This window comes from Enterobacter sp. Cy-643, assembly GCF_011752815.1.
Classification (GTDB): domain Bacteria; phylum Pseudomonadota; class Gammaproteobacteria; order Enterobacterales; family Enterobacteriaceae; genus Cedecea.
On the sequence record NZ_VWWV01000004.1, the window covers coordinates 374,447 to 394,065 of the forward strand.

Consider the following 19,619-nt stretch of genomic DNA (forward strand, 5'->3'; position numbering starts at 1 on the left):
TTCCCTATGAATAACCCGTCATCCGGCGGGTTATGTCTTTTTTGTGACTTCATTCTCCTTTTGTCATTTTCCCCTTTGCCATCTATATTCAATTTTATGAAGATATATTCATTCAATAAATTGAAGATAACAAATGAGCCGCAGCTTTATTAAAAAAGAGGGCGTTGCCCAGTCCAGTCTGGCCCGTTATTTACTGGGTGAGAAATGTGGTAACAGGCTGAAAACCATAGATGAATTAGCTGGTGAATGCGGCTTTTCCGTTGGCCTGACGCAGGCCGCGTTGAAGACGCTGGAGAAGGCCGGAGCCGTGAGCGTTGAACGCCGCGGTCGCAACGGAAGCTACCTGCTGAGCATGGATAACAAAGCCCTATTGGCGTTTGCGGATATCGGCAATGTAGTGTGTGCTATGCCGCTGCCGTACACCCGGCTTTATGAAGGACTTGCCAGCGGTCTGAAGGCGCAGTTTGACGGGATCCCGTTTTATTACGCCCATATGCGTGGGTCGGATGTTCGCGTGGAATGTTTGCTGAATGGCGTTTATGACCTGGCCGTTGTCTCCAGGCTGGCAGCGGACAGCTACCTCAGCAACCCGGATCTTTTTATCGCGCTGGCGCTGGGGCCGCACACTTACGTGGGCGAGCACAAGCTGATTTGCCGCGCCGGGCAGCAGGAGAGCATCCGCCGTATTGGAATTGATCCACGTTCGGCGGATCAGCGCATCATGACGGATGTTTATTTCTCCGGACAGGATGTGGAATTGCTTGATGTGTCGTACCACGAGTGTCTGCACAGAATCGCGAAGGGCAGCGTGGATGCGGTGATTTGGAACGTCAGCAACGAAGCCGATTTGACGGCACTGGGGCTGACGGCACTCCCTCTAAGCGGGGATAAATGCTTCCTGGCGGCATCGGAAGCGGTGGTGCTGACGCGCAGCGAAGATATCCCCATTCAGCAATTGCTGAGAACGGTGGTGGATAAGAATGCCCTGCTGGCTCATCAGCAAAGCGTACTGAGCGGCGAACAGGAACCAAGCTATTGACAGAGGTAATCAGTATGGAAGACCGGCTCAATCTGCTCTGTGAGGCAGGCGTCATCGACCGGGATATTTGTGATGGCATGAAAGTGGTTGTGACACAGTTGGAAACCCGTTGGGCTATCCCGCTGCAGAACGACCAGGGAGCAATGGCGATCACCCATATGGCTAACGCGCTGATGCGCAGTCGCCGGGGGGAAGCGGTGAACCCACTGGACGAAGAGCTGCTGGCGGAGATCAAAACCGACAGCGTCTTTGGTGACGTGGAGCAGGTTCATCACGCATTGCTGGCGCCGTTCAACGTTCAGCTACACCCGAACGAAGAAGGGTATCTGCTGGCCAACCTGTTCAGCCTGTGGCTGATTCATAAGGGCTAACGGATTAATGAGCAGCGTTATTTCTTAGCTTAAATATTCAAAAAAATGATTATTTAAGAAGTTTATTTCTCAGGTCGCGAGGCAAGGCATGTTTATTGAGGCACTCAAGGCACAGAACCCGGCGTTGATTGATGCCGCCAGAACGCTTTGGCGGCAGGGGGCAGTACTCCCCGATACCTGGATTATCGATGTCGATCAGGTTCTGGAGAACGGACGGAAACTGCTCGCGGCGGCGCAAAAGCATGGCATCACGCTCTACTTTATGACCAAGCAAATCGGGCGTAATCCATGGCTTGCCAACAGGCTGGTTGAGCTGGGCTTTAAAGGCGCCGTGGCGGTTGATTTTAAAGAAGCCCGAACGCTGCGTGAAGCCAATGTGCCGGTTTCGCATGTGGGCCACCTGGTGCAAGTGCCGGTGGCTCTGGTGGAAGAGAATGTGAACGGCGAGACGGAAATCATCACGGTGTTCTCGCTGGAAAAAGCCCGTGAGGTGTCTGATGCCGCGCTGACGAGCGGGCGCGTTCAGGCGGTGATGCTGAAGGTATTCGCCGAATACGACCGGCTTTATCCGGGTCAGGAAGCCGGTTTCCCGCTGAGCGAGCTGGACGATGTGGTACGCGCCATTCGCGCGATGCCGGGCATTCGTCTTGCCGGATTGACGCATTTTCCCTGCCTGCTCTGGAACGAAGAGCAGCAACAGACGCAGCCAACCCGCAATTTGTTCACGCTGCTGAAAGCGCGCGACCTGCTGCACGAACAGGGGATTGAGATAGAGCAAATCAACGCGCCGTCGGCCTCAAGCAGCAGCACTTTCTCCATTCTTGCTGAGCACGGGGTGACCCATGCTGAACCGGGCCATGCGCTAACCGGCACCATTCCGGCGAATCAGCATGGCGATCAGCCCGAGGCGATTGCCATGCTCTATCTGACGGAAATTTCCCACCAGTTTCAGGGCAAAAGCTATTGCTTCGGCGGCGGATATTATCGCCGGGGCCATGCCCAGAATGCGCTGGTGTTCAGCAGCGATACACAGCCCGCGCAGGCGAGATTGCTGCCGCCAGATAACACCAGCATTGATTATCACCTGGCGCTGGAAGGCAGTTATCCCGTTGGCAGCCCGGTGGTGATGTGCTTCCGCACGCAGATTTTTGTTACCCGCAGCGATGTGGCGCTGGTGTCCGGCATTCAGAGCGGGAAACCGGTACTCGAAGCGCTGTACGACAGCCTTGGTCATCCTATTCCGGGAGGTCAGCATGAGTAAGTTTCTGGTGCTGGTGATAGACAGTTTTGGCGTGGGCGCGATGGATGATGTACCGGAAGTCAGGCCGCAGGACATAGGCGCGAACACCTGTGGGCATATCCTGCAGCATTTTCCCGATCTGCGTTTGCCTGCGTTGGAGAAGCTGGGCCTGATTAACGCGCTGGGCTTTACGGCCAATGTGATGCAGCCGAACGCCGGTGCCGTGTATGGCACTGCGGCGCTGCAGCATGAAGGCGGTGACACCTTTATGGGGCACCAGGAAATTTTGGGTACGCGGCCACAAACGCCTTTACGCATGCCGTTTTCTACAGCGATCGATGACGTTGAACGTGAGCTGATCGCTGCCGGTTGGCAGGTTGAACGCAAAGGCGGCGAGCTGCAGTTTCTGTGGGTAAACCAGGCCGTCGCCGTGGGCGATAATCTTGAAGCCGATCTCGGGCAGGTGTTTAACATCAGCGCCAACCTTAGTGCCATACCGTTTGAGCAGGTACGCACCATTGGTGAAGTCGTTCGCCGTTGCGTCAAAGTGGGTCGGGTGATTGCCTTTGGCGGCCTGCTGGAGAACAGCGAACAGTTGATTCACGCCGCGGAAGAGAAACAGGGGCTTTATGTTGGCATTAATGCCCCTCGTTCCGGGGTATATAAAAGTGGATTCCAGGTGGTGCATATGGGCTACGGCGTGGATGCGAGCGTTCAGGCTCCACAGCAGCTGCATCAGGTCGGCGTTAAAACCGTGCTGGTGGGTAAAGTGGCAGATATTGCGATTAATCCTCACGGAACCAGCTACCAGAATCTGGTCGACTCACAGAGCATTCTCGATATTACCCGGGATGAGTTGAATAAGCCTGGCAGCGCGTTTATTTGCACCAACATTCAGGAAACCGATCTGGCGGGGCACGCCGAAGACGTAGCGCGCTACGCCGAGCGGCTTGAGCTTGTCGACAAAAACCTGGCTTTGCTGATGGCGGACATGCGCGCCGGAGATTGCCTGGTTGTGATGGCGGACCACGGGAACGACCCGACGATTGGCCACAGCAAGCACACCCGGGAAAACGTACCGTTGCTGGTTTGGCAGCCCGGTATAGCAGGCGCTTATCTGGGGGCACGCGCTACGCTTTCTGATGTGGGCGCCACGGTTTGTGACTTTTTTCGGGCAGCCGCGCCGCAGAACGGAACGTCGTTCCTGCCGCTGCTGAACATCTCTTCAACAGGTGGAGTGAATCATGACGGGGCATAAGCATATCGATCCATCGGGCTATACCTATGCCCACGAGCATCTTCATATCGATCTTTCCAGCTTCAAGGACAATATTGATTGCCGGCTGGATCAGTACGCGCTGATTTGCGGTGAAATGAAGTCACTCTACGCGCAGGGTGTCCGCAATATTATCGAAATGACCAACCGCTACATGGGGCGCAACCCACAGTTTCTGCTGGATATTATGCGCGATACCGGCATGAACGTGATGTCCTGCACCGGTTACTACCAGCACGATTTCTTCCCGCCGCATGTGGCCACTACGCCGGTAAAAACACTGGCGCAGGAAATGATTGATGAAATCGAAACTGGCATCGACGGCACGGCGTTAAAAGCCGGGATCATCGCGGAAATTGGATCCAGCGTGGACGTTATTACCCCAGTGGAGAAGCGAGTTTTCCAGGCGGCAGCCATCGCGCATCATGAAACCGGCAGGCCGATTTCTACCCACACGTCATTCAGCACCATGGGGCTGGAACAGCTTGCGCTGCTGAAATCATGGTGCGTGGATCTTTCCCGCGTCACCGTCGGGCACTGCGACCTGAAAGACAATCTGGACAACATCCTGCGGATGATCGATCAGGGCGCCTATGTGCAGTTCGATACCATCGGCAAAAACAGCTATTACCCGGACGAAAAACGCATTGCGATGATAAGCGCGCTTAAAGATCGCGGGCTGCTCGACCACGTCATGCTGTCGATGGACATTACTCGCCGCTCTCACTTAAAAGCGAACGGTGGGCTAGGTTTTGATTATTTACTCACCACGTTTGTGCCGATGCTGCTGGAGGCCGGTTTCAGCCAGCCAGACATCGATTTGATGTTACGTGACAACCCCTCTGTCTTTTATAAGTAAGGATTTTCCATGAAAAAGATCGGTGTCGCTGGCCTACAGCGCGAACTCATCAAACAAACCATCGAAACCGCCGCCCCGGGCAGCTTCGAAGTGTTTATCTATAACGATATGGACGCCGCGCTGAAGGTGAAATCCGGCCAGCTTGATTACTACATTGGGGCCTGTAATACCGGGGCGGGAGCGGCATTGTCTATCGCTATCGCCGTGATCGGTTACAACCGCAGTTGCACCATCGCCAAGCCCGGTATTAAAGCTAAAGAAGAGCAAATCGCCCGCCTGGTCTCAGAAGGCAAAGTGGCATTTGGCCTTTCCGTGGAGCATATCGAGCATGCCATCCCGCTGCTGGTTAACCATTTAAAATAAAGGCATCCGTATGGAATTTTACCTTCACCTTGTTGTTGTTGCCTTGCTGACCGGGATGACGGCTTTGCTGGCGCACCGCTCTGCGGCGGTGTTCCACGACGGGATTCGACCGATTCTGCCGCAGCTCATTGAAGGCAATATGAACCGCCGTGAAGCGGGGAGTATCGCCTTTGGACTGAGTATCGGCTTTGTGGCCTCCGTCGGGATCTCCTTCACCCTGAAAACCGGCCTGCTCAACAGCTGGCTGCTGTTCCTCCCGACCGACATTCTCGGCGTGCTGGCGGCTAACAGCGTGCTGGCGTTTGGGCTGGGTGCCGTCTGGGGGATTCTGATCCTCACCTGCCTTGTGCCGGTGAACCACCTGCTGACCGCGCTGCCGGTAGATGTTCTCGGCTCGTTGGGTGAGCTGAGCTCTCCGGTGGTATCTGCCTTTGCGTTGTTCCCGTTGGTGGCGATTTTCTACCAGTTTGGCTGGAAGAACAGCCTGTTCGCGGCGGTGGTTGTGCTGCTGACCCGCGTGCTGGTGGTGCGTTTCTTCCCGCAGCTTAACCCGGAGTCAATCGAGATCTTCGTGGGCATGATTATGCTGCTGGCGATCGCGATTTTTCAGGATCTGCGCTCGAGGGATAAACATGAACACGATGCCCACGGGCAGTCAGTGTTTGAAGAGCGGACGTCCAGAATTATCAAAAATTTGCCGTATATCGCCATCGTTGGCGGGCTGATCGCTACCGTTGCCAGCATGAAGCTATTTGCCGGCAGCGAGGTGTCCATCTTTACGCTGGAGAAAGCCTACAAAATTGGGCTGGATCCGACGCAGTCTCAAAGCCTGATTGATCAGGCCGCGCTGGCCGAGTTTATGCGTGGCCTGGGCTTTGTGCCGATGATTGCCACGACGGCGCTGGCGACAGGCGTTTATGCCGTGGCCGGGTTCACCTTTGTCTTTGCCGTCGGCTACCTGATTGCTAACCCGCTACTCGCTTTTGTGGTCGGGGCGCTGGTGATTTCCGCTGAGGTTCTGCTGCTGCGCTCCATCGGGAAATGGCTTGGCCGTTATCCTTCGGTACGCAACGCCTCGGACAACATCCGCAACGCGATGAACATGCTGATGGAGATGGCGCTGCTGATTGGCTCTATCTTTGCCGCTATCAAAATGGCGGGCTACACCGGCTTCACCATTGCGACGGCGCTGTATTTCCTGAACGAATCATTGGGTCGCCCGGTGCAGAAAATGGCCGCGCCGGTTGTGGCGGTGATGATAACCGGCATTGTGCTGAATATTCTGTTCTTCTGCGGCCTGTTTATCCCGGCCTAAGGGGGTTGTGTGGAAAGCTGGCCGTTGCAAAGCCTGAGCCTGGCTCAGGCCCAGCAAAAGCAGTTTCAGCTGGTGGATATTATTTGCCGTCATTTTCCCGGGGCTGATTTTCTAAGCCTGGGGGATGTCGGCCTGGTACCCGGTCTGAATCAGCCCAACACTACGCAGCGGGTTGAGGCCGTGCTGGCTGATTTCTTCTCTGCGCCAGCCGCCGCGCTGGTGCAGGGAGCCGGCACCGGGGCTATTCGTAGCGGGCTGGCAGCGTTGCTAAACGCTGGCGATAAGCTGCTGATTCATCAGGCTCCGCTGTACCCTACCACGGCGGTTATTGCCGAACAGATGGGGCTGGAGCTGATTCGTGCCGACTTCAATGAGTTAAATGACGTGGAGGCCGCTATTGCGGCTTACCGTCCGGCTGCAGCCTTGATTCAGCACACCCGCCAGACCCTGGAGGACGCTTATTCGCTCGCTGAGGTTTTGGCCTGCTTTAATCGCCACGCTTTGCCGTCGCTGGCTGACGATAATTATGCGGTGATGAAGGTCGACAACATCGGCTGCGAGTGCGGAGCCACGCTGTCGACCTTCTCCTGCTTTAAACTGTTTGGTCCGGCGGGCGTCGGCGCCGTGGTCGGTGAGAAACTGGCCGTGAAGACGGTGCGGCAGAGCATGTACTCCGGCGGCAGCCAGGTTCAGGGCTTTCAGGCTATGGAGGTGCTGCGTGGCTTAGTTTTCGCCCCGGTGATGCACGCCGTTCAGGCGCAGGTGAACGATACCCTGGTTGATCTATTATCACAGGGCGCTGTGCCCCAGGTTAAAAGTGCATTTATCGCCAATGCGCAATCGAAGGTCCTGCTGGTGGAGTTTCATCGGCCGATTGCCGAAAAGGTGCTGGCCGTGGCGCAAAAGTTGGGCGCATTGCCTTATCCGGTAGGGGCAGAATCTAAATATGAAATCCCGCCGCTGTTTTATCGGGTTTCCGGGACGTTCAGGCAGGCTGCGCCGGCGCTGGAAAAGCGAATGATCCGCATCAATCCCAACCGCAGCGGGGCGGAAACCGTGCTGCGAATTTTGCGGGAAAGTTGTGCTGAGGCAGAAAAGTAAAAGGGAGGCTGCGGCCTCCCTTGGTATTTAATGGTTTGAGAACCAGTTTAGCTTGTCCCGAAGGCCCACGACGCGGCCTACAATAATCAGCGCCGGGCTGCCAACCTGGGTGGCCAGCTCGCCTAATTGGTTTAGGGTGCCGTCCACGACGCGCTGATTCACCGCCGTGCCGTTTTCTACCAGCGCAACCGGCATGCTCTCTTCCATTCCGTGGGCGATCAGCTGCTGCTGAATAGCGGAAGCCTGGTTCAGACCCATATAGAACACCAGCGTTTGCTTCTCTGCCGCGAGGTTGGCCCAATCGAGTTCGCCCCCGGTTTTTAAATGACCGGTGACCAGGCGTACGCTTTGGGCGTAATCCCGGTGAGTAAGCGGAATACCTGAGTAGGCGGAACAGCCGGAAGCTGCGGTGATCCCCGGGACGACAGAGAACGGAATTCCGCCGTTGCACAGCGTTTCCAGCTCTTCACCACCGCGCCCGAAGATAAACGGATCGCCACCTTTCAGGCGCACCACGCGTTTACCTTTTTGCGCTTCCCGCAGCAGGATCTGGTTAATTTCTTCCTGAGGTACGCAGTGGTAGCCCGCGCGCTTGCCTACGAACACGCGGTCGGCATCGCGGCGGACCAGATTCATGATGTCGTCCGACACCAGGCGGTCATAAACCACAACGTCAGCCTGCTGAATTTGCTGCAGGCCTTTCAACGTCAGCAAGCCAGCATCACCGGGGCCTGCGCCGACAAGCACCACTTCGCCGCGGTGATCGAGCGGAGTGGAGAACAGTGATTCCGTCTCTTTTTCAACGGCAAGCTGGTCTTCGTTGGCCAGATACTGCGCCAGGCGATCGTTAGTGAAGAACTTCTCCCAGAAGCGACGACGCTCGCCCATGGTGGCAAAAGTTTGTTTCACGCGGCCACGCAGAGTGCCTGCAAAAGCGGCGATTTTACCCAGATGCAGCGGCAGGCTGGCTTCCAGCTTTTCGCGCAGCAATCGGGCCAGAACGGGGGACGTACCGCCGGAAGAGACGGCGACCATCAGCGGGGAGCGGTCGATAATCGACGGCATAATGAAGCTTGCCTGTTTCGGCGCATCCACCACGTTGCAGAAGATCCGGCGGGATTCAGCGGCATCGCTAACTTGCTGATTAACTTCATCGTCGTCGGTGGCGGCAATCGCCAGCCAGCTTTCGTCCAGCAGCGTTTCTGAGAATGCACCTTCGGCCAGCGTCAGCATATTTTGCTCAGCCCACACCTTAAACTGTGGGCTGAATTCGAGGGCGTTAACGGTGATGCGTGCACCTGCCTCCAGCAATAAACGCGCTTTGCGTTCAGCGACATCGCCACCGCCTACCAGCAGGCAGGCGCGGCCACGTAACTGACAAAATATCGGCAGGTGATCCACGGTCAATCCTCAATTAATTACGGGCGGTTTCCGCTGCGCCTGCGGCGGCAGGCTGCGGACGTTCGGCTTTCGGCGTAGCATACCAATAACCCAGACCCATGAATACCACGCCGGAAAGGGTGTTCCCCAGCGTAACCCACAGCAGGTTATGGCCGATGCCGGACAGCGTATAAGCCTCGCTATGATGGCCAAACCATGACAGGGCAAACAGCGTCATGTTGGCGATGGAGTGTTCGTAACCGGAGGCGATAAACGCCAGCAGGCACCACCAGATTGCGATGAACTTCGCCGCACCTTCGGTACGAATCGCCATCCAGATTGCCAGGCAAACCAGCCAGTTACACAGCGCGCCCTTAAAGAACAACACCATCGCTGGCGCGGTGGTTTTTGCCAGCGCTACAGCGTGCACAATGCTGGTGTCCACCGGTAACAGGCTACCGCCGCCCCAGCTATACAGCAGCGCGACAAATACCGAACCAACCAGGTTACCCAGCCAGGTTTGCGGCAGAATTGCCCACATCTGGCCGTGAGATATCGTGCCGGCTTTTACGCCGAAGGTCAGAAACATGGTGTGGCCGGTGAACAGCTCCGAACCGGCAATAATCACCAGCGTCAGGGCGATCCCGAAGGTCGCGCCCATCACCAGCGGACGAATGGCCGGGTCGAGTAAATTACCGAGGGTGAAGATCAGGATGATACCGAGGCCAACGTAGGCTCCAGCCATGGCGGAACTCACCCAGAAGCCCAGAGGGTTTGTCTGCGAAAGACGGTTAATGCGCGCGGCATTCGCCGCACATTTATTGATAGTGTCGGTGAACATTTTTGCTATCCCAATGAAGTTAAAAATAAAAATTAAAAAAAGAATTGATTTCCCCTCACCCTAACCCTCTCCCAGGGGGAGAGGGGATCGCCGGAGAAGCCTTTGTGACTTTCTCCCTCTCCTGGAGGGAGAGGGCCGGGGGTGAGGGCGAATGGATTACGCTTTTATCTGCACCAGCCCGTCCTGCACGCGAGCTTCATAGTGCGGCACGGAGCGGCTTTCATCCTCCATGCACAGGCCGTCCCGCAGGCGGAAGTGCTGTTTTTTCAGCGGGCTGGCAACCCACAGTTCGGCCTGATGCTCTGCAATCAGCCCGCGCGATAGCACGCTGGCTTCGAAGAACGGGTCGATATTGCTGATGGCGTAAACCTGCTCGTCTTTACGAGGACGGAAAATAGCCACCTGTACCGAACCAACCAGGGCGCAAACGCCGGTTGCTGGCAGGATATCGTCTAGCTGACAAACGGTTGTCCACTGGCTCATGCGTGTTCCTCCACTTCTAACAGGGTGACCGGAATACGCTCATGCGGCGTGGCCGGACGGTGTTGATCGCGCTCGCCAACAATTTGCACATTCGGGTCGCGCTGCGGGCTGTTGATAAAGTGTTTGAAGCGCACCTGCGCCTGCGGGGTGTTCACGGTCTCCGTCCACTCGCAGATCACTTTCTCGCGCAGGCGGTTGAGCTCTGCCTCAAGCTGAGCGTTCAGGCCCAGCTTGTCATCGACAATCACGCTGCGCAGGTAATCAATGCCGCCTTCCAGGTTCTCAAGCCACACGGATGTTCGGGTGAGTTTGTCGGCGGTGCGGATGTAGAACATCATAAAGCGGTCGAGATACTTGATGATGGTATCGTGGTCGAGATCCGCCGCCAGCAGGTCCGCATGGCGCGGTTTCATGCCGCCGTTACCACACACGTACAGGTTCCAGCCCTTCTCAGTGGCGATAATACCCACGTCTTTGCCCTGCGCTTCCGCACATTCGCGGGTACAGCCGGATACGCCAAACTTCATTTTGTGCGGGGTGCGGATGCCTTTATAGCGATTTTCCAGCTCGACGCCGAAGCCTACGCTGTCGCCCACGCCGTAGCGGCACCAGGTGCTGCCGACGCAGGTTTTCGCCATACGCAACGCTTTGGCATAGGCGTGGCCGGTTTCGAACCCGGCTTCAATCAGCTGACGCCAGATTTCCGGCAGATCGTCCTTTTGTGCGCCGAACAGACCGATGCGCTGGGAACCGGTGATTTTGGTGTAAAGGTTGTATTCACGGGCGATACGCCCCACTTCCATCAGCCCTTCAGGCGTGATTTCGCCGCCTGCTGAGCGTGGGATCACCGAGTAGGTGCCGTCTTTCTGGATGTTGCCGAGGAAGTTATCGTTAGTATCCTGTAGCGGCGTCAGCTCAGGCTGCAGGACGTAGTCGTTCCAGCAGGAAGCCAGCAGTGAACCCACGGTGGGTTTACACACTTCGCAGCCGTAACCCTTGCCGTATTTGTGCAGCAGCTGGTCGAAGGATTTGATCCCTTCGACGCGGATCAGGTGGTACAGCTCCTGGCGCGAGAAGGCAAAGTGTTCGCACAGGTTGTTGTTTACTTCGATACCGGCTTTGGCCAGTTCGGCGTTCAGTACCTGCGTCACCAGCGGAATACAGCCGCCGCAGCCGGTCCCGGCTTTGGTTTCGGCCTTCAGCGCCGCCACGGTGTGGCAACCTTTATTGATGGCTTTGATCAGGTCGCCTTTGGTGACGTCAAAGCAGGAGCAAATTTGCGCGCTTTCCGGCAGTTTATCGACGCCGATTGACGGTTTGCCGCTGCTGGCATGAGCCGGCAGGATGAGCGAATCCGGGTTTTCCGGCAGCTCAATCGCGTTTAGCACCAGCTGCAGCAGATTACCGTAGTCGCTGGTGTCACCCACCAGTACCGCGCCAAGCAGAGTTTTGTTGTCTTCGCTGACCACCAGACGTTTGTAAACCTCTTTGCTTTCATCGAGGTAAACGTAGCTGCGGGCGTTTGGCGTGCGGGCATGAGCGTCGCCAATCCCGCCGACATCAACGCCCAAAAGCTTCAGCTTGGCGCTCATGTCTGCGCCTTCAAAGGCGTTGTCGCTACCGAGCAGGTGGTCGGCCGTGACCTGAGCCATTTTATAACCCGGTGCGACGAGCCCGAACACGCGGTTATTCCAGCTGGCACATTCCCCGATGGCATAAATATCCGGATCTGAAGTCTGGCACTTGTCGTTAATGGTGATCCCGCCGCGCTGGGCCGTTTCGAGTCCACATTGCGTCGCCAGTTTGTCCTGCGGACGAATACCGGTGGAGAAAACGATGAAATCTACTTCCAGCTCGCTGCCGTCGGCAAAACGCATGGTTTTACGAGCTTCGGTGCCCTGTTGGACGATTTCCTGAGTGTTTTTGCCGGTATGCACACGCACGCCCATGCGTTCGATTTTGCTGCGCAGCTGTTCGCCGCCCATGCGGTCAAGCTGCTCGGCCATCAGCATTGGCGCAAATTCGATAACGTGGGTTTCCACGCCGAGGTTTTTCAGCGCACCGGCCGCTTCCAGCCCCAGCAGGCCACCGCCGACGACGGCGCCGCGTTTGCTTCGGCGGGCGCAGGACTCAATGGCGTTAAGATCTTCGATGGTGCGGTAAACGAAGCAGTCCTGGGTTTCAGAGCCTTTAATCGGCGGGATCCACGGGTAAGAACCGGTCGCCATCACCAGTTTGTCGTAATAAACGGTGCGGCCGGTATTGGAGTGGATCACTTTTTCCTGGCGGTTGATGGTAATCGCGCGTTCGCCAACCAGGACTTTTACGCCATGTTTTTCGTAGTAGCCGTCGCGGACCAGGGAGAGTTCTTCGGCGGTATGGTGGGAGAAATAAGAAGAAAGGTGTACGCGATCGTAGGCTTTACGCGGCTCTTCACAAAATACGGTGATGTCGAACTGGTCCGGCGGGGCCTTATCAAGTAAGTCTTCGATAAAGCGATGGCCAACCATGCCGTTACCGATAACTGCGATTCTGACTTTGCTCATAATTGCCTCAATTTCTTTTCTATTACCGCCTACCTTAACGATTCAGCTCGGGCGATTATTGATGCAAATCAAATGCGCCTTTATATACCCATTAAGAGGTATATCATTGATTTTGATGCGTTTTTGTAAGTTATGGAATTGGCTGGTTTTTCGCCAGGTTTAGACGGGGAGGATTCTTCAGCTCAGCAGAGGGTTAGCGCGTAGGCGGGCGACGATCAGATCTACAAACGTGCGGACTTTGGCGGAAGCATGGCGACCTTCGGTATGCACCACATGAATGGGGAAGGGTTCGAGTTCGTAATCACTCAGGACGATGTGCAGCGTGCCCTCGCGCAGTGCCGGTGCAATCTGATAATCCAGAACCCGGGTAAGGCCCCAGCCAGCTTTTGCGGTGGCAATGGATGACTCGTTGTTGTTGCACTGGAGCGCAGCGTTGATCATCACTCGCTGGTCTCCCGCAAAGCGCCACTCCGGTGAGGCCCAGGCGCTGGCCGAAGAGGCAATACGATGGTTTTTAAGGTCCGCAGGCGTCAGCGGTGTGCCGTGTTTCTCCAGATAATCTGGCGACGCGCAGACAACCCGGCGCACGGTGCCGACTTTGGTTGCTGTTAACCCTGAGTCGGGCAGGTGTCCAATGCGGACGGCGACATCAATGCCTTCTTCGATGATGTTCACCTGACGATCAACGAACAGCGACCTGGCGCGCATGGTTGGCCAGGCATCAAGATAATCGGTAATAACCGGCAGGACGAATTTCTGCCCAAAGAGTACGGAGGCGGTGATCGTCAGAATCCCGGACGGCGTGGCGTAAGAGCCCGCCGCTGCGGCTTCGGCCTCCTCTATGCTGGCGAGGATTGTACGGCAGTCGGCGAGATACCTCAGGCCAGGCTCTGTCAGCTTAACGGTTCGGGTAGTGCGGATGAAGAGACGTGTGCCGATGGTCTCTTCCAGCGCGGCAATCGCGCGCGTTACCACCGGGGCACTGATATGAAGCTGGCGTGCCGCAGCGGCAAAACTCTCTGTTTCTGCGACTTTGACGAAAATTTTCATCGCCTGCCAACGATCCATGCCCAACCTCATCACCTGCCTGTAAGGAACTTCAGTATCGACTATTCGCCGGGGATGGCGCAATCGCGATGTTACAGCTCAAGCTGAATGCGGTTTTCTTCGCCTGCGGGCAACTGTGCCGGGACTGCGCAGCAAATCAGAACCTCATTTTCCCCTCTGCTGGCCGAGGGCATTTTGGGGTAGGTGACCGAGCCTTTGAGCAGTTTGGTCCGGCACGTTCCGCAGTGGCCTTCCCGGCAGCTGAACTCCGGACTTAATCCGCGGGCTTCGGCCAGGTCTAAAAGTGAACCTGAATCCGGCATCCAGCGAGCCTCTTTTAGCGATTGCATAAAAGCAACCGGTACGGGGCTGGTGGCCGGAGGCAGGGCGTCAGATTTTGGGGCGGAGGCGTCTATGGTACGCGTCAGCGATGAAGGGCCAAAGGCTTCCGCGTGGATCCTGTTATCACTGATGTCGTATTTCCGCAGCCCATCATAAAGAGACTGAGTAAACGCCGCCGGGCCACAAAGATAAAAATCGTAGTCGTTAAACGGCAGGCGGCTCGTGAGCAGCGACATATCAATATGGCCTTGCACGTCATAGTCTTTATCTGGCCGGGTATCGCCTGGCTGGCTGAGGACGCGAATTACCTGCACGGCGCCTTTAGCCGCCGCGACCAGCTCGTTAAGTTCGTGAGTAAACGGCAACTCTTCTGCCTGTCTTGCAGCCTGGAACAAAAATGTTTGCCGAATACGCTGTTTACGCAGCCCTTCATAAACAATATGCCGCACCATGGCGAGCATCGGAGTAATGCCGACGCCACCCGCCAACAGGACGGCCGGACGCGGCTCGTGGGCATTCAGGGTGAAATCACCCGCCGGAGCACGGACGTCAATGTTATCGCCAATGGAAACGCTGTCGTGCAAGTGCCGGGAAACACTTCCGTCCCGCTTAACGCTGATGCGGTAAAAAGCATCTGAGGGAGCGGAGGAAAGCGTGTAAGTGCGGATAACCGGCGCTTCTGCGCCATCAGGCTTCACGCGAATGGGTAAATGCTGCCCGGCGAGATGAGGCAGCAGGCCAGCATCGTCGTCAGGTTGAAGATAGAAGGAGCGAATCGAGCGGCTCTCATCCTCAATCTTCGCCACGCGAAAAGGCCGCCAGCGGGTGGCGAGTTCCGTCGCTTTCAGGCGATTGCTGGCTGCCTGCCAGTCTCCGGTCATCAGCGAATGAGGAGAAAGCCCCTCGGCTTCAAACTTCCAGCGCAGCGCCAGCGCGTTGCGGCGGCGTACAATCCGGCGGGCTTTAAATGTCCATAGCCGTTCTGCCCCCTGAAAGGCGGCGATTTCTGGTGAGTCCAGAATCACTTTTGCTTCGCCGGTCATTTGCAGCATGTCGCCGGTGTTAAAGTCCACGAACAGTAGGCCAGCCTGGCCGTTAAGCAGGATGTTACCGAGCGTGGCAAAAAAGAGATTACCGTTGAAGTCGGGAATGGTCAGCGTGCCGTCGTCGCTAACCCGAATGAAGCCCGGTTTGCCGCCGCGGTGGGAAACGTCGGCCTGTCGCTTACCTTCTCTTTCGGCCCAGGAGGCGACAAAAAAAGCGTCGGCCGACTCAATCACTGTCCTGGCTTCAGTATCAGGTTCTGCCAACGTCTCAACCTCACCCCTGGCCGGGCTGCCAGGTTTGCGGCTAAAAGTGAACTCGCGGAGCTGAATATAGCGCGGGCAGTTGCCAAAGCTTTGGTCGACCTCGACCTGAAAACCTTTGTCCGTTTGCAGGAGCGTGCCGTTCATCCGGTTACGCCGCCGGGTATGAAGCTCGATTCCCAGCAGGCCAATGGAGGCGCGATCCTGCATTCCTTCGGCGGCCGGATCTTCCGTTGTCAACGACGCCGTAATTGTCAGACGGGTCGACGTCGGAGATGTGATAAAACCGGGATCCCCTTCCAGAAATGTTGCCCACGCTTCACCCGTTGGGGAGACGCTGCCGATGACGATAAAAGGCAGCTGAGCGTAGAAGTCACGATGCTGCTCGGGCATGTGATCGCGTATCACTCGCTGGCCTACCTCCGCCATGCGTTCAGTTACGCCGACCTTGTCCTGAAGGAATATTTCACCTTCATGCCAGACGGACTTCTTCGCCAGCTTATCGCTCATTTATTTGCTCTCCCCGGAAGCTCGAGATCAGGCGACGGCGTTCAGGCCGGCGGCCGTTTTCACGAAAGGCACAAATCCCGGCAGTGCTTCGATACGGCGCAGGAAGGCGTTAACGGCCGGGTAAGCAGAAAGATCAACATTCCCTTCAGGTGCGCTGGAGGTGTAGCTGTAAATGGCAACGTCGGCGATGGTAGGGTGGTCGCCGACCAGCCATTCACGGCCGGCAAGATGTTGCTCAAGGCGCCCCAGAACCACGTGTGCCCGGGCAATCACCTCATCGGGGTTAAATTTTGCGCCGAAAACCGTCACCAGGCGCGCAGCTGCCGGGCCAAAAGCGAGATCTCCCGCCGCGACGGAAAGCCAGCGTTGAACGGCTGCTGCACCCTGCGGGTCTTCCGGTAACCATGCACTTTGGCCGCTTTTTTTCGCCAGGTAGACAAGAATGGCATTGGAGTCAGGGATCAGCGTGCCTTCGTCATCCAGCAGTGGCACCTGTCCAAACGGGTTAAGCGCCAGGTATTCCGGCTGTTTGTTGGCACCCGCTTTCAGATCCAGTTCAACAACTTCATGGGGGAGACCGAGCAGGGAAATGAATAAGCGTGCGCGGTGGGCATGGCCTGAGAGAGGGAAGCTATAGAGTTTCATGCTTAGAGTCCTGATTGGCTGAGCGGGAAGATCCCCGAACGATGCAAACAGGTTGCCACAGACAATAATTGGCAGGAATAAGCCTTATCGGCAATTCATTATTGCGGAAAACGTAATAATAGCGGGAGGGGGAAGGTATCCTCTCCCGTTTGGGAGAGGATACCTTCCAGGGCAATTAGTGCGCGGCAGCCTCTGTGCCATGGCGGCGGTGTTTGGTCACGAAACCTAACAGCAGGCACATAACGAACACCACAGCGTACAGGCCATTGGCGGTGTGCAGAGCAGCCAGAGGGCCGCTCTGCGCCACGATTGGGCCAGTGACGATGAAGGTCAGCATGGTGCCCACGGTGCCGCAGGTCAGCACGAAGTTAACCAGTTTCGGTGAAGACACTTTGGTCTGCTGTGAACCCAGAGTAATGATGGTGGTGTAAATGGCGCTGGAGAAGAAACCGAGCGACAGAATAAACCAGGCCAGGTGAGCCGGGTCACCGTGGTTGAACAGGTACATCAGCACGGTGGCTGCGCCGGCGAGCACGGTCAGAATGCGCTGCAGGTCGAAGAAACGCAGGATGAAGCTGAACGCCCACATACCGAACATGTAAGACATCCAGAAGTCACTCACCAGTTTACCGGCATCGTTGATGCTCATGCCCAGGCCTTTGGCATATTCCGGAACCCAGGAGATAAAACCCAGCTGGCCGAGGATGTAGCACAGCGCCGCGATGGACAGGAACAGCACGCCGATGCCCCATTTTTCTTTGGTGACAGGCTGGTCGTCTTTCTTCGCATGTTTGCCCAGCGCCGGGAACTCGCAGCCCAAGGTCAGCAGGAAGATAGCGACGTAGACCAGGCCGATACACACGTAGACCCAGTACCAGTTGATGCTGCGAGCCAGCAGAATTGCGGCGACCATCGGGAAAATCATCCCGGCCATGCTGAAGAAGGAGTCGGTAAACAGCAGGCGGGAACCGCGCTGACGCCCTTCATACATGTGGGTGATCAGGAAGGTACCAATCGACATCGTTATCCCGCTCACCAGACCGAGGACGAACATGGAGGCGGAGAAGATAGCCAGGTTATGACCGAAGATAAGGCCGGCGACGGCCAGCACCATCAGCAGGAAGCCAAAGCGCAGCTGGGTTTTCAGCGGTACGATTTCCATCAGCCAGGCGTTCAGGAAGATAGAGATCAAAATACCGGCATTAAGGAAAGTAAAGGTATTACTCATGCTGGACACCGGCAGATTAAAGTACTCTGCGATGTTTCCCATCACCATCCCGGTGACGATCACCAATGCCCCGGTCAGGGCGTAGGAGAAGAAGCTAATCCATAAGAGCTTGGTTCGGTTGCTGTTAGTCATAACGAGCCTGTGCAAGGAAATGTAAAGCGCATTGACAGCGCGGCGGACGGGCAGATTTTAGTCATTTGCGTGATCTATTTAAATGAATTATGAATTTATTGCTGAAATAAACTGATCGAATCATGAAGTGCGTCACATATTTCAACCTGTTTCAGTATGTTGGCGCTGCAACTTGTTGATTTGCGTAAAAGTAAATAACAGTAAATGGCTGGCATCGACTGCGGTGCCTCTTTACAATCAAGCCACTTGCTTCACTCACTGCCTTCGTAAGGAATTATTCATGCTCAAATCGACACTGGCGGCTGTTGCAGCTGTATTCGCCCTCTCTGCGCTTTCCCCTGCGGCGCTGGCTGCAAAAGGTGACCCGCACGTTCTGTTGACCACCTCGGCTGGCAATATTGAGCTTGAGTTAAATAGCCAAAAAGCCCCTGTTTCGGTCAAAAACTTTGTGGATTACGTCAACAGCGGTTTTTATAACAACACCACCTTTCACCGCGTGATCCCGGGCTTTATGATTCAGGGCGGTGGCTTCACCGAAGATATGAATCAGAAGCAGCCTAACCCGCCTATCAAAAACGAAGCGGACAACGGCCTGCGCAATACCCGTGGCACCATTTCTATGGCGCGCACCGCAGACAAAGACAGCGCCACCAGCCAGTTCTTCATCAACGTGGCCGACAACGCGTTCTTGGATCATGGCCAGCGCGACTTTGGCTATGCCGTATTTGGTAAAGTGGTCAAAGGCCTGGACGTTGCCGATAAAATTTCCCAGGCACCAAGTCATGACGTCGGCCCTTACCAGAATGTGCCGACTAAGCCTATCGTGATCCTCTCCGCGAAGGTTCTGCCTTAATATTTTTGGCGCGGGCCTTTTCGTCCGCGCTGCCCCTTCCTGAAGCAGAGAATTTCAATAAGTGGTGAGCCTGGCGTGGGAATGCGACTAGAATAGCGCGTTCTTTTTTTGCCCTGGAGCCGCCATGTTACTGCTTATCGACAACTATGATTCCTTCACCTGGAACCTTTACCAGTATTTTTGCGAGCTGGGCGAGGAGGTGCTGGTTAAGCGTAACGACGAAATTGGGCTGGACGATATTGAGCGCCTGGCTCCGGGCAAGCTGGTGATCTCTCCTGGCCCTTGTACCCCGACTGAGGCAGGTATCTCCCTTGCCGCTATTAATCACTTCGCCGGACAACTCCCTATTCTGGGTGTTTGCCTCGGGCATCAGGCCATCGCGCAGGCGTTTGGCGCGAGTATTGTGCGGGCCGAGCAGGTGATGCACGGTAAAACATCCGCCATCAGCCACAGCGGCTGCGGCGTGTTTCGTGGACTGAATAATCCGCTGACCGTGACGCGCTATCATTCACTGCTCATTGATCCCGATACTCTGCCTGGCTGTTTTGAGGTCACGGCCTGGACGGACAAACAGGAAATCATGGGCATCCGTCACCGCTCGCTGGATCTGGAAGGCGTGCAGTTCCACCCGGAAAGTATTCTCAGTGAACAAGGGCATGTACTGCTGGCAAATTTCCTCCAGAGATGAATTGTCACTTGCCTGAGTTTGGTTTTTTATGCATATTTTATGATTATATTTTC

The 19,619-nt window shown here is 56.0% G+C and carries 18 protein-coding genes; 10 read left to right on the plus strand and 8 right to left on the minus strand.

Annotated features, from left to right (window positions below):
• Positions 1 to 133: 133 nt before the first annotated feature.
• The 8 genes from yhfZ to F3J29_RS17750 all read left to right on the plus strand — a co-directional run bounded on the left by yhfZ (position 134) and on the right by F3J29_RS17750 (position 7,564).
• Positions 134 to 1,039, plus strand: coding sequence for a GntR family transcriptional regulator YhfZ (gene yhfZ, locus F3J29_RS17715; RefSeq protein ID WP_166868054.1), 906 nt, complete (start codon positions 134 to 136; stop codon positions 1,037 to 1,039).
• Positions 1,040 to 1,053: 14 nt separating this feature from the next.
• A complete protein-coding gene (locus tag F3J29_RS17720) occupies positions 1,054 to 1,410 on the plus strand; it encodes a PRD domain-containing protein (protein ID WP_166868115.1) in 357 nt (118 codons plus the stop codon).
• A gap of 88 nt (positions 1,411 to 1,498) precedes the next feature.
• On the plus strand, positions 1,499 to 2,671 hold the full coding sequence (locus F3J29_RS17725; protein WP_166868056.1) for a YhfX family PLP-dependent enzyme: 1,173 nt from the start codon (positions 1,499 to 1,501) through the stop codon (positions 2,669 to 2,671).
• The gene (locus tag F3J29_RS17730; protein WP_166868058.1) at positions 2,664 to 3,908 is read left to right on the plus strand and encodes a phosphopentomutase; all 1,245 of its coding nucleotides are present in this window, start codon (positions 2,664 to 2,666) and stop codon (positions 3,906 to 3,908) included. The genes F3J29_RS17725 and F3J29_RS17730 overlap by 8 nt, the downstream gene beginning before the upstream one ends.
• Positions 3,895 to 4,785 (plus strand): phosphotriesterase-related protein, encoded by an 891-nt coding sequence (locus F3J29_RS17735; protein WP_166868060.1) that lies wholly within the window; start codon positions 3,895 to 3,897, stop codon positions 4,783 to 4,785. Before F3J29_RS17730 ends, F3J29_RS17735 begins: the two co-directional genes overlap by 14 nt.
• Before the next feature lie 9 nt (positions 4,786 to 4,794).
• Positions 4,795 to 5,148, plus strand: a complete 354-nt coding sequence (locus F3J29_RS17740) for a DUF2620 domain-containing protein (protein ID WP_038478118.1) — start codon at positions 4,795 to 4,797, stop codon at positions 5,146 to 5,148.
• 10 nt (positions 5,149 to 5,158) lie between these two features.
• A complete protein-coding gene (locus F3J29_RS17745) occupies positions 5,159 to 6,463 on the plus strand; it encodes a YhfT family protein (RefSeq protein ID WP_166868062.1) in 1,305 nt (434 codons plus the stop codon).
• A gap of 9 nt (positions 6,464 to 6,472) precedes the next feature.
• Complete coding sequence (locus tag F3J29_RS17750; protein WP_166868064.1) at positions 6,473 to 7,564, plus strand: PLP-dependent aminotransferase family protein; 1,092 nt, start codon at positions 6,473 to 6,475, stop codon at positions 7,562 to 7,564.
• Between the two features lie 27 nt (positions 7,565 to 7,591).
• Here F3J29_RS17750 and cysG read toward each other — a convergent pair whose 3' ends face one another.
• The 8 genes from cysG to tsgA form a co-directional block, all read right to left on the minus strand.
• A complete protein-coding gene (gene cysG, locus F3J29_RS17755) occupies positions 7,592 to 8,965 on the minus strand; it encodes a siroheme synthase CysG (RefSeq protein WP_045784194.1) in 1,374 nt (457 codons plus the stop codon).
• A gap of 13 nt (positions 8,966 to 8,978) precedes the next feature.
• A complete protein-coding gene (nirC, locus tag F3J29_RS17760) occupies positions 8,979 to 9,785 on the minus strand; it encodes a nitrite transporter NirC (protein ID WP_008457795.1) in 807 nt (268 codons plus the stop codon).
• Positions 9,786 to 9,941: 156 nt separating this feature from the next.
• Positions 9,942 to 10,268, minus strand: coding sequence for a nitrite reductase small subunit NirD (gene nirD / locus F3J29_RS17765; protein ID WP_166868066.1), 327 nt, complete (start codon positions 10,266 to 10,268; stop codon positions 9,942 to 9,944).
• The gene (nirB, locus tag F3J29_RS17770; protein WP_166868067.1) at positions 10,265 to 12,814 is read right to left on the minus strand and encodes a nitrite reductase large subunit NirB; all 2,550 of its coding nucleotides are present in this window, start codon (positions 12,812 to 12,814) and stop codon (positions 10,265 to 10,267) included. Before nirB ends, nirD begins: the two co-directional genes overlap by 4 nt.
• A gap of 177 nt (positions 12,815 to 12,991) precedes the next feature.
• Entirely contained in the window at positions 12,992 to 13,882 is an 891-nt protein-coding gene (locus F3J29_RS17775) for a LysR family transcriptional regulator (protein WP_166868069.1), read from the minus strand.
• 71 nt (positions 13,883 to 13,953) lie between these two features.
• Positions 13,954 to 16,020 (minus strand): 2Fe-2S iron-sulfur cluster-binding protein, encoded by a 2,067-nt coding sequence (locus tag F3J29_RS17780; protein ID WP_166868071.1) that lies wholly within the window; start codon positions 16,018 to 16,020, stop codon positions 13,954 to 13,956.
• Positions 16,021 to 16,047: 27 nt separating this feature from the next.
• Positions 16,048 to 16,665: a glutathione S-transferase family protein gene (locus tag F3J29_RS17785; RefSeq protein ID WP_166868072.1), complete on the minus strand. Its 618-nt coding sequence runs from the start codon at positions 16,663 to 16,665 to the stop codon at positions 16,048 to 16,050.
• Between the two features lie 175 nt (positions 16,666 to 16,840).
• The gene (tsgA, locus tag F3J29_RS17790) at positions 16,841 to 18,025 is read right to left on the minus strand and encodes an MFS transporter TsgA (protein WP_166868074.1); all 1,185 of its coding nucleotides are present in this window, start codon (positions 18,023 to 18,025) and stop codon (positions 16,841 to 16,843) included.
• Between the two features lie 280 nt (positions 18,026 to 18,305).
• On the opposite strand from tsgA, the gene ppiA reads away from it, so the two are divergent.
• The gene (gene ppiA / locus F3J29_RS17795) at positions 18,306 to 18,878 is read left to right on the plus strand and encodes a peptidylprolyl isomerase A (RefSeq protein ID WP_008457067.1); all 573 of its coding nucleotides are present in this window, start codon (positions 18,306 to 18,308) and stop codon (positions 18,876 to 18,878) included.
• 124 nt (positions 18,879 to 19,002) lie between these two features.
• On the plus strand, positions 19,003 to 19,566 hold the full coding sequence (gene pabA, locus F3J29_RS17800; RefSeq protein ID WP_166868075.1) for an aminodeoxychorismate synthase component 2: 564 nt from the start codon (positions 19,003 to 19,005) through the stop codon (positions 19,564 to 19,566).
• Positions 19,567 to 19,619: the final 53 nt, after the last annotated feature.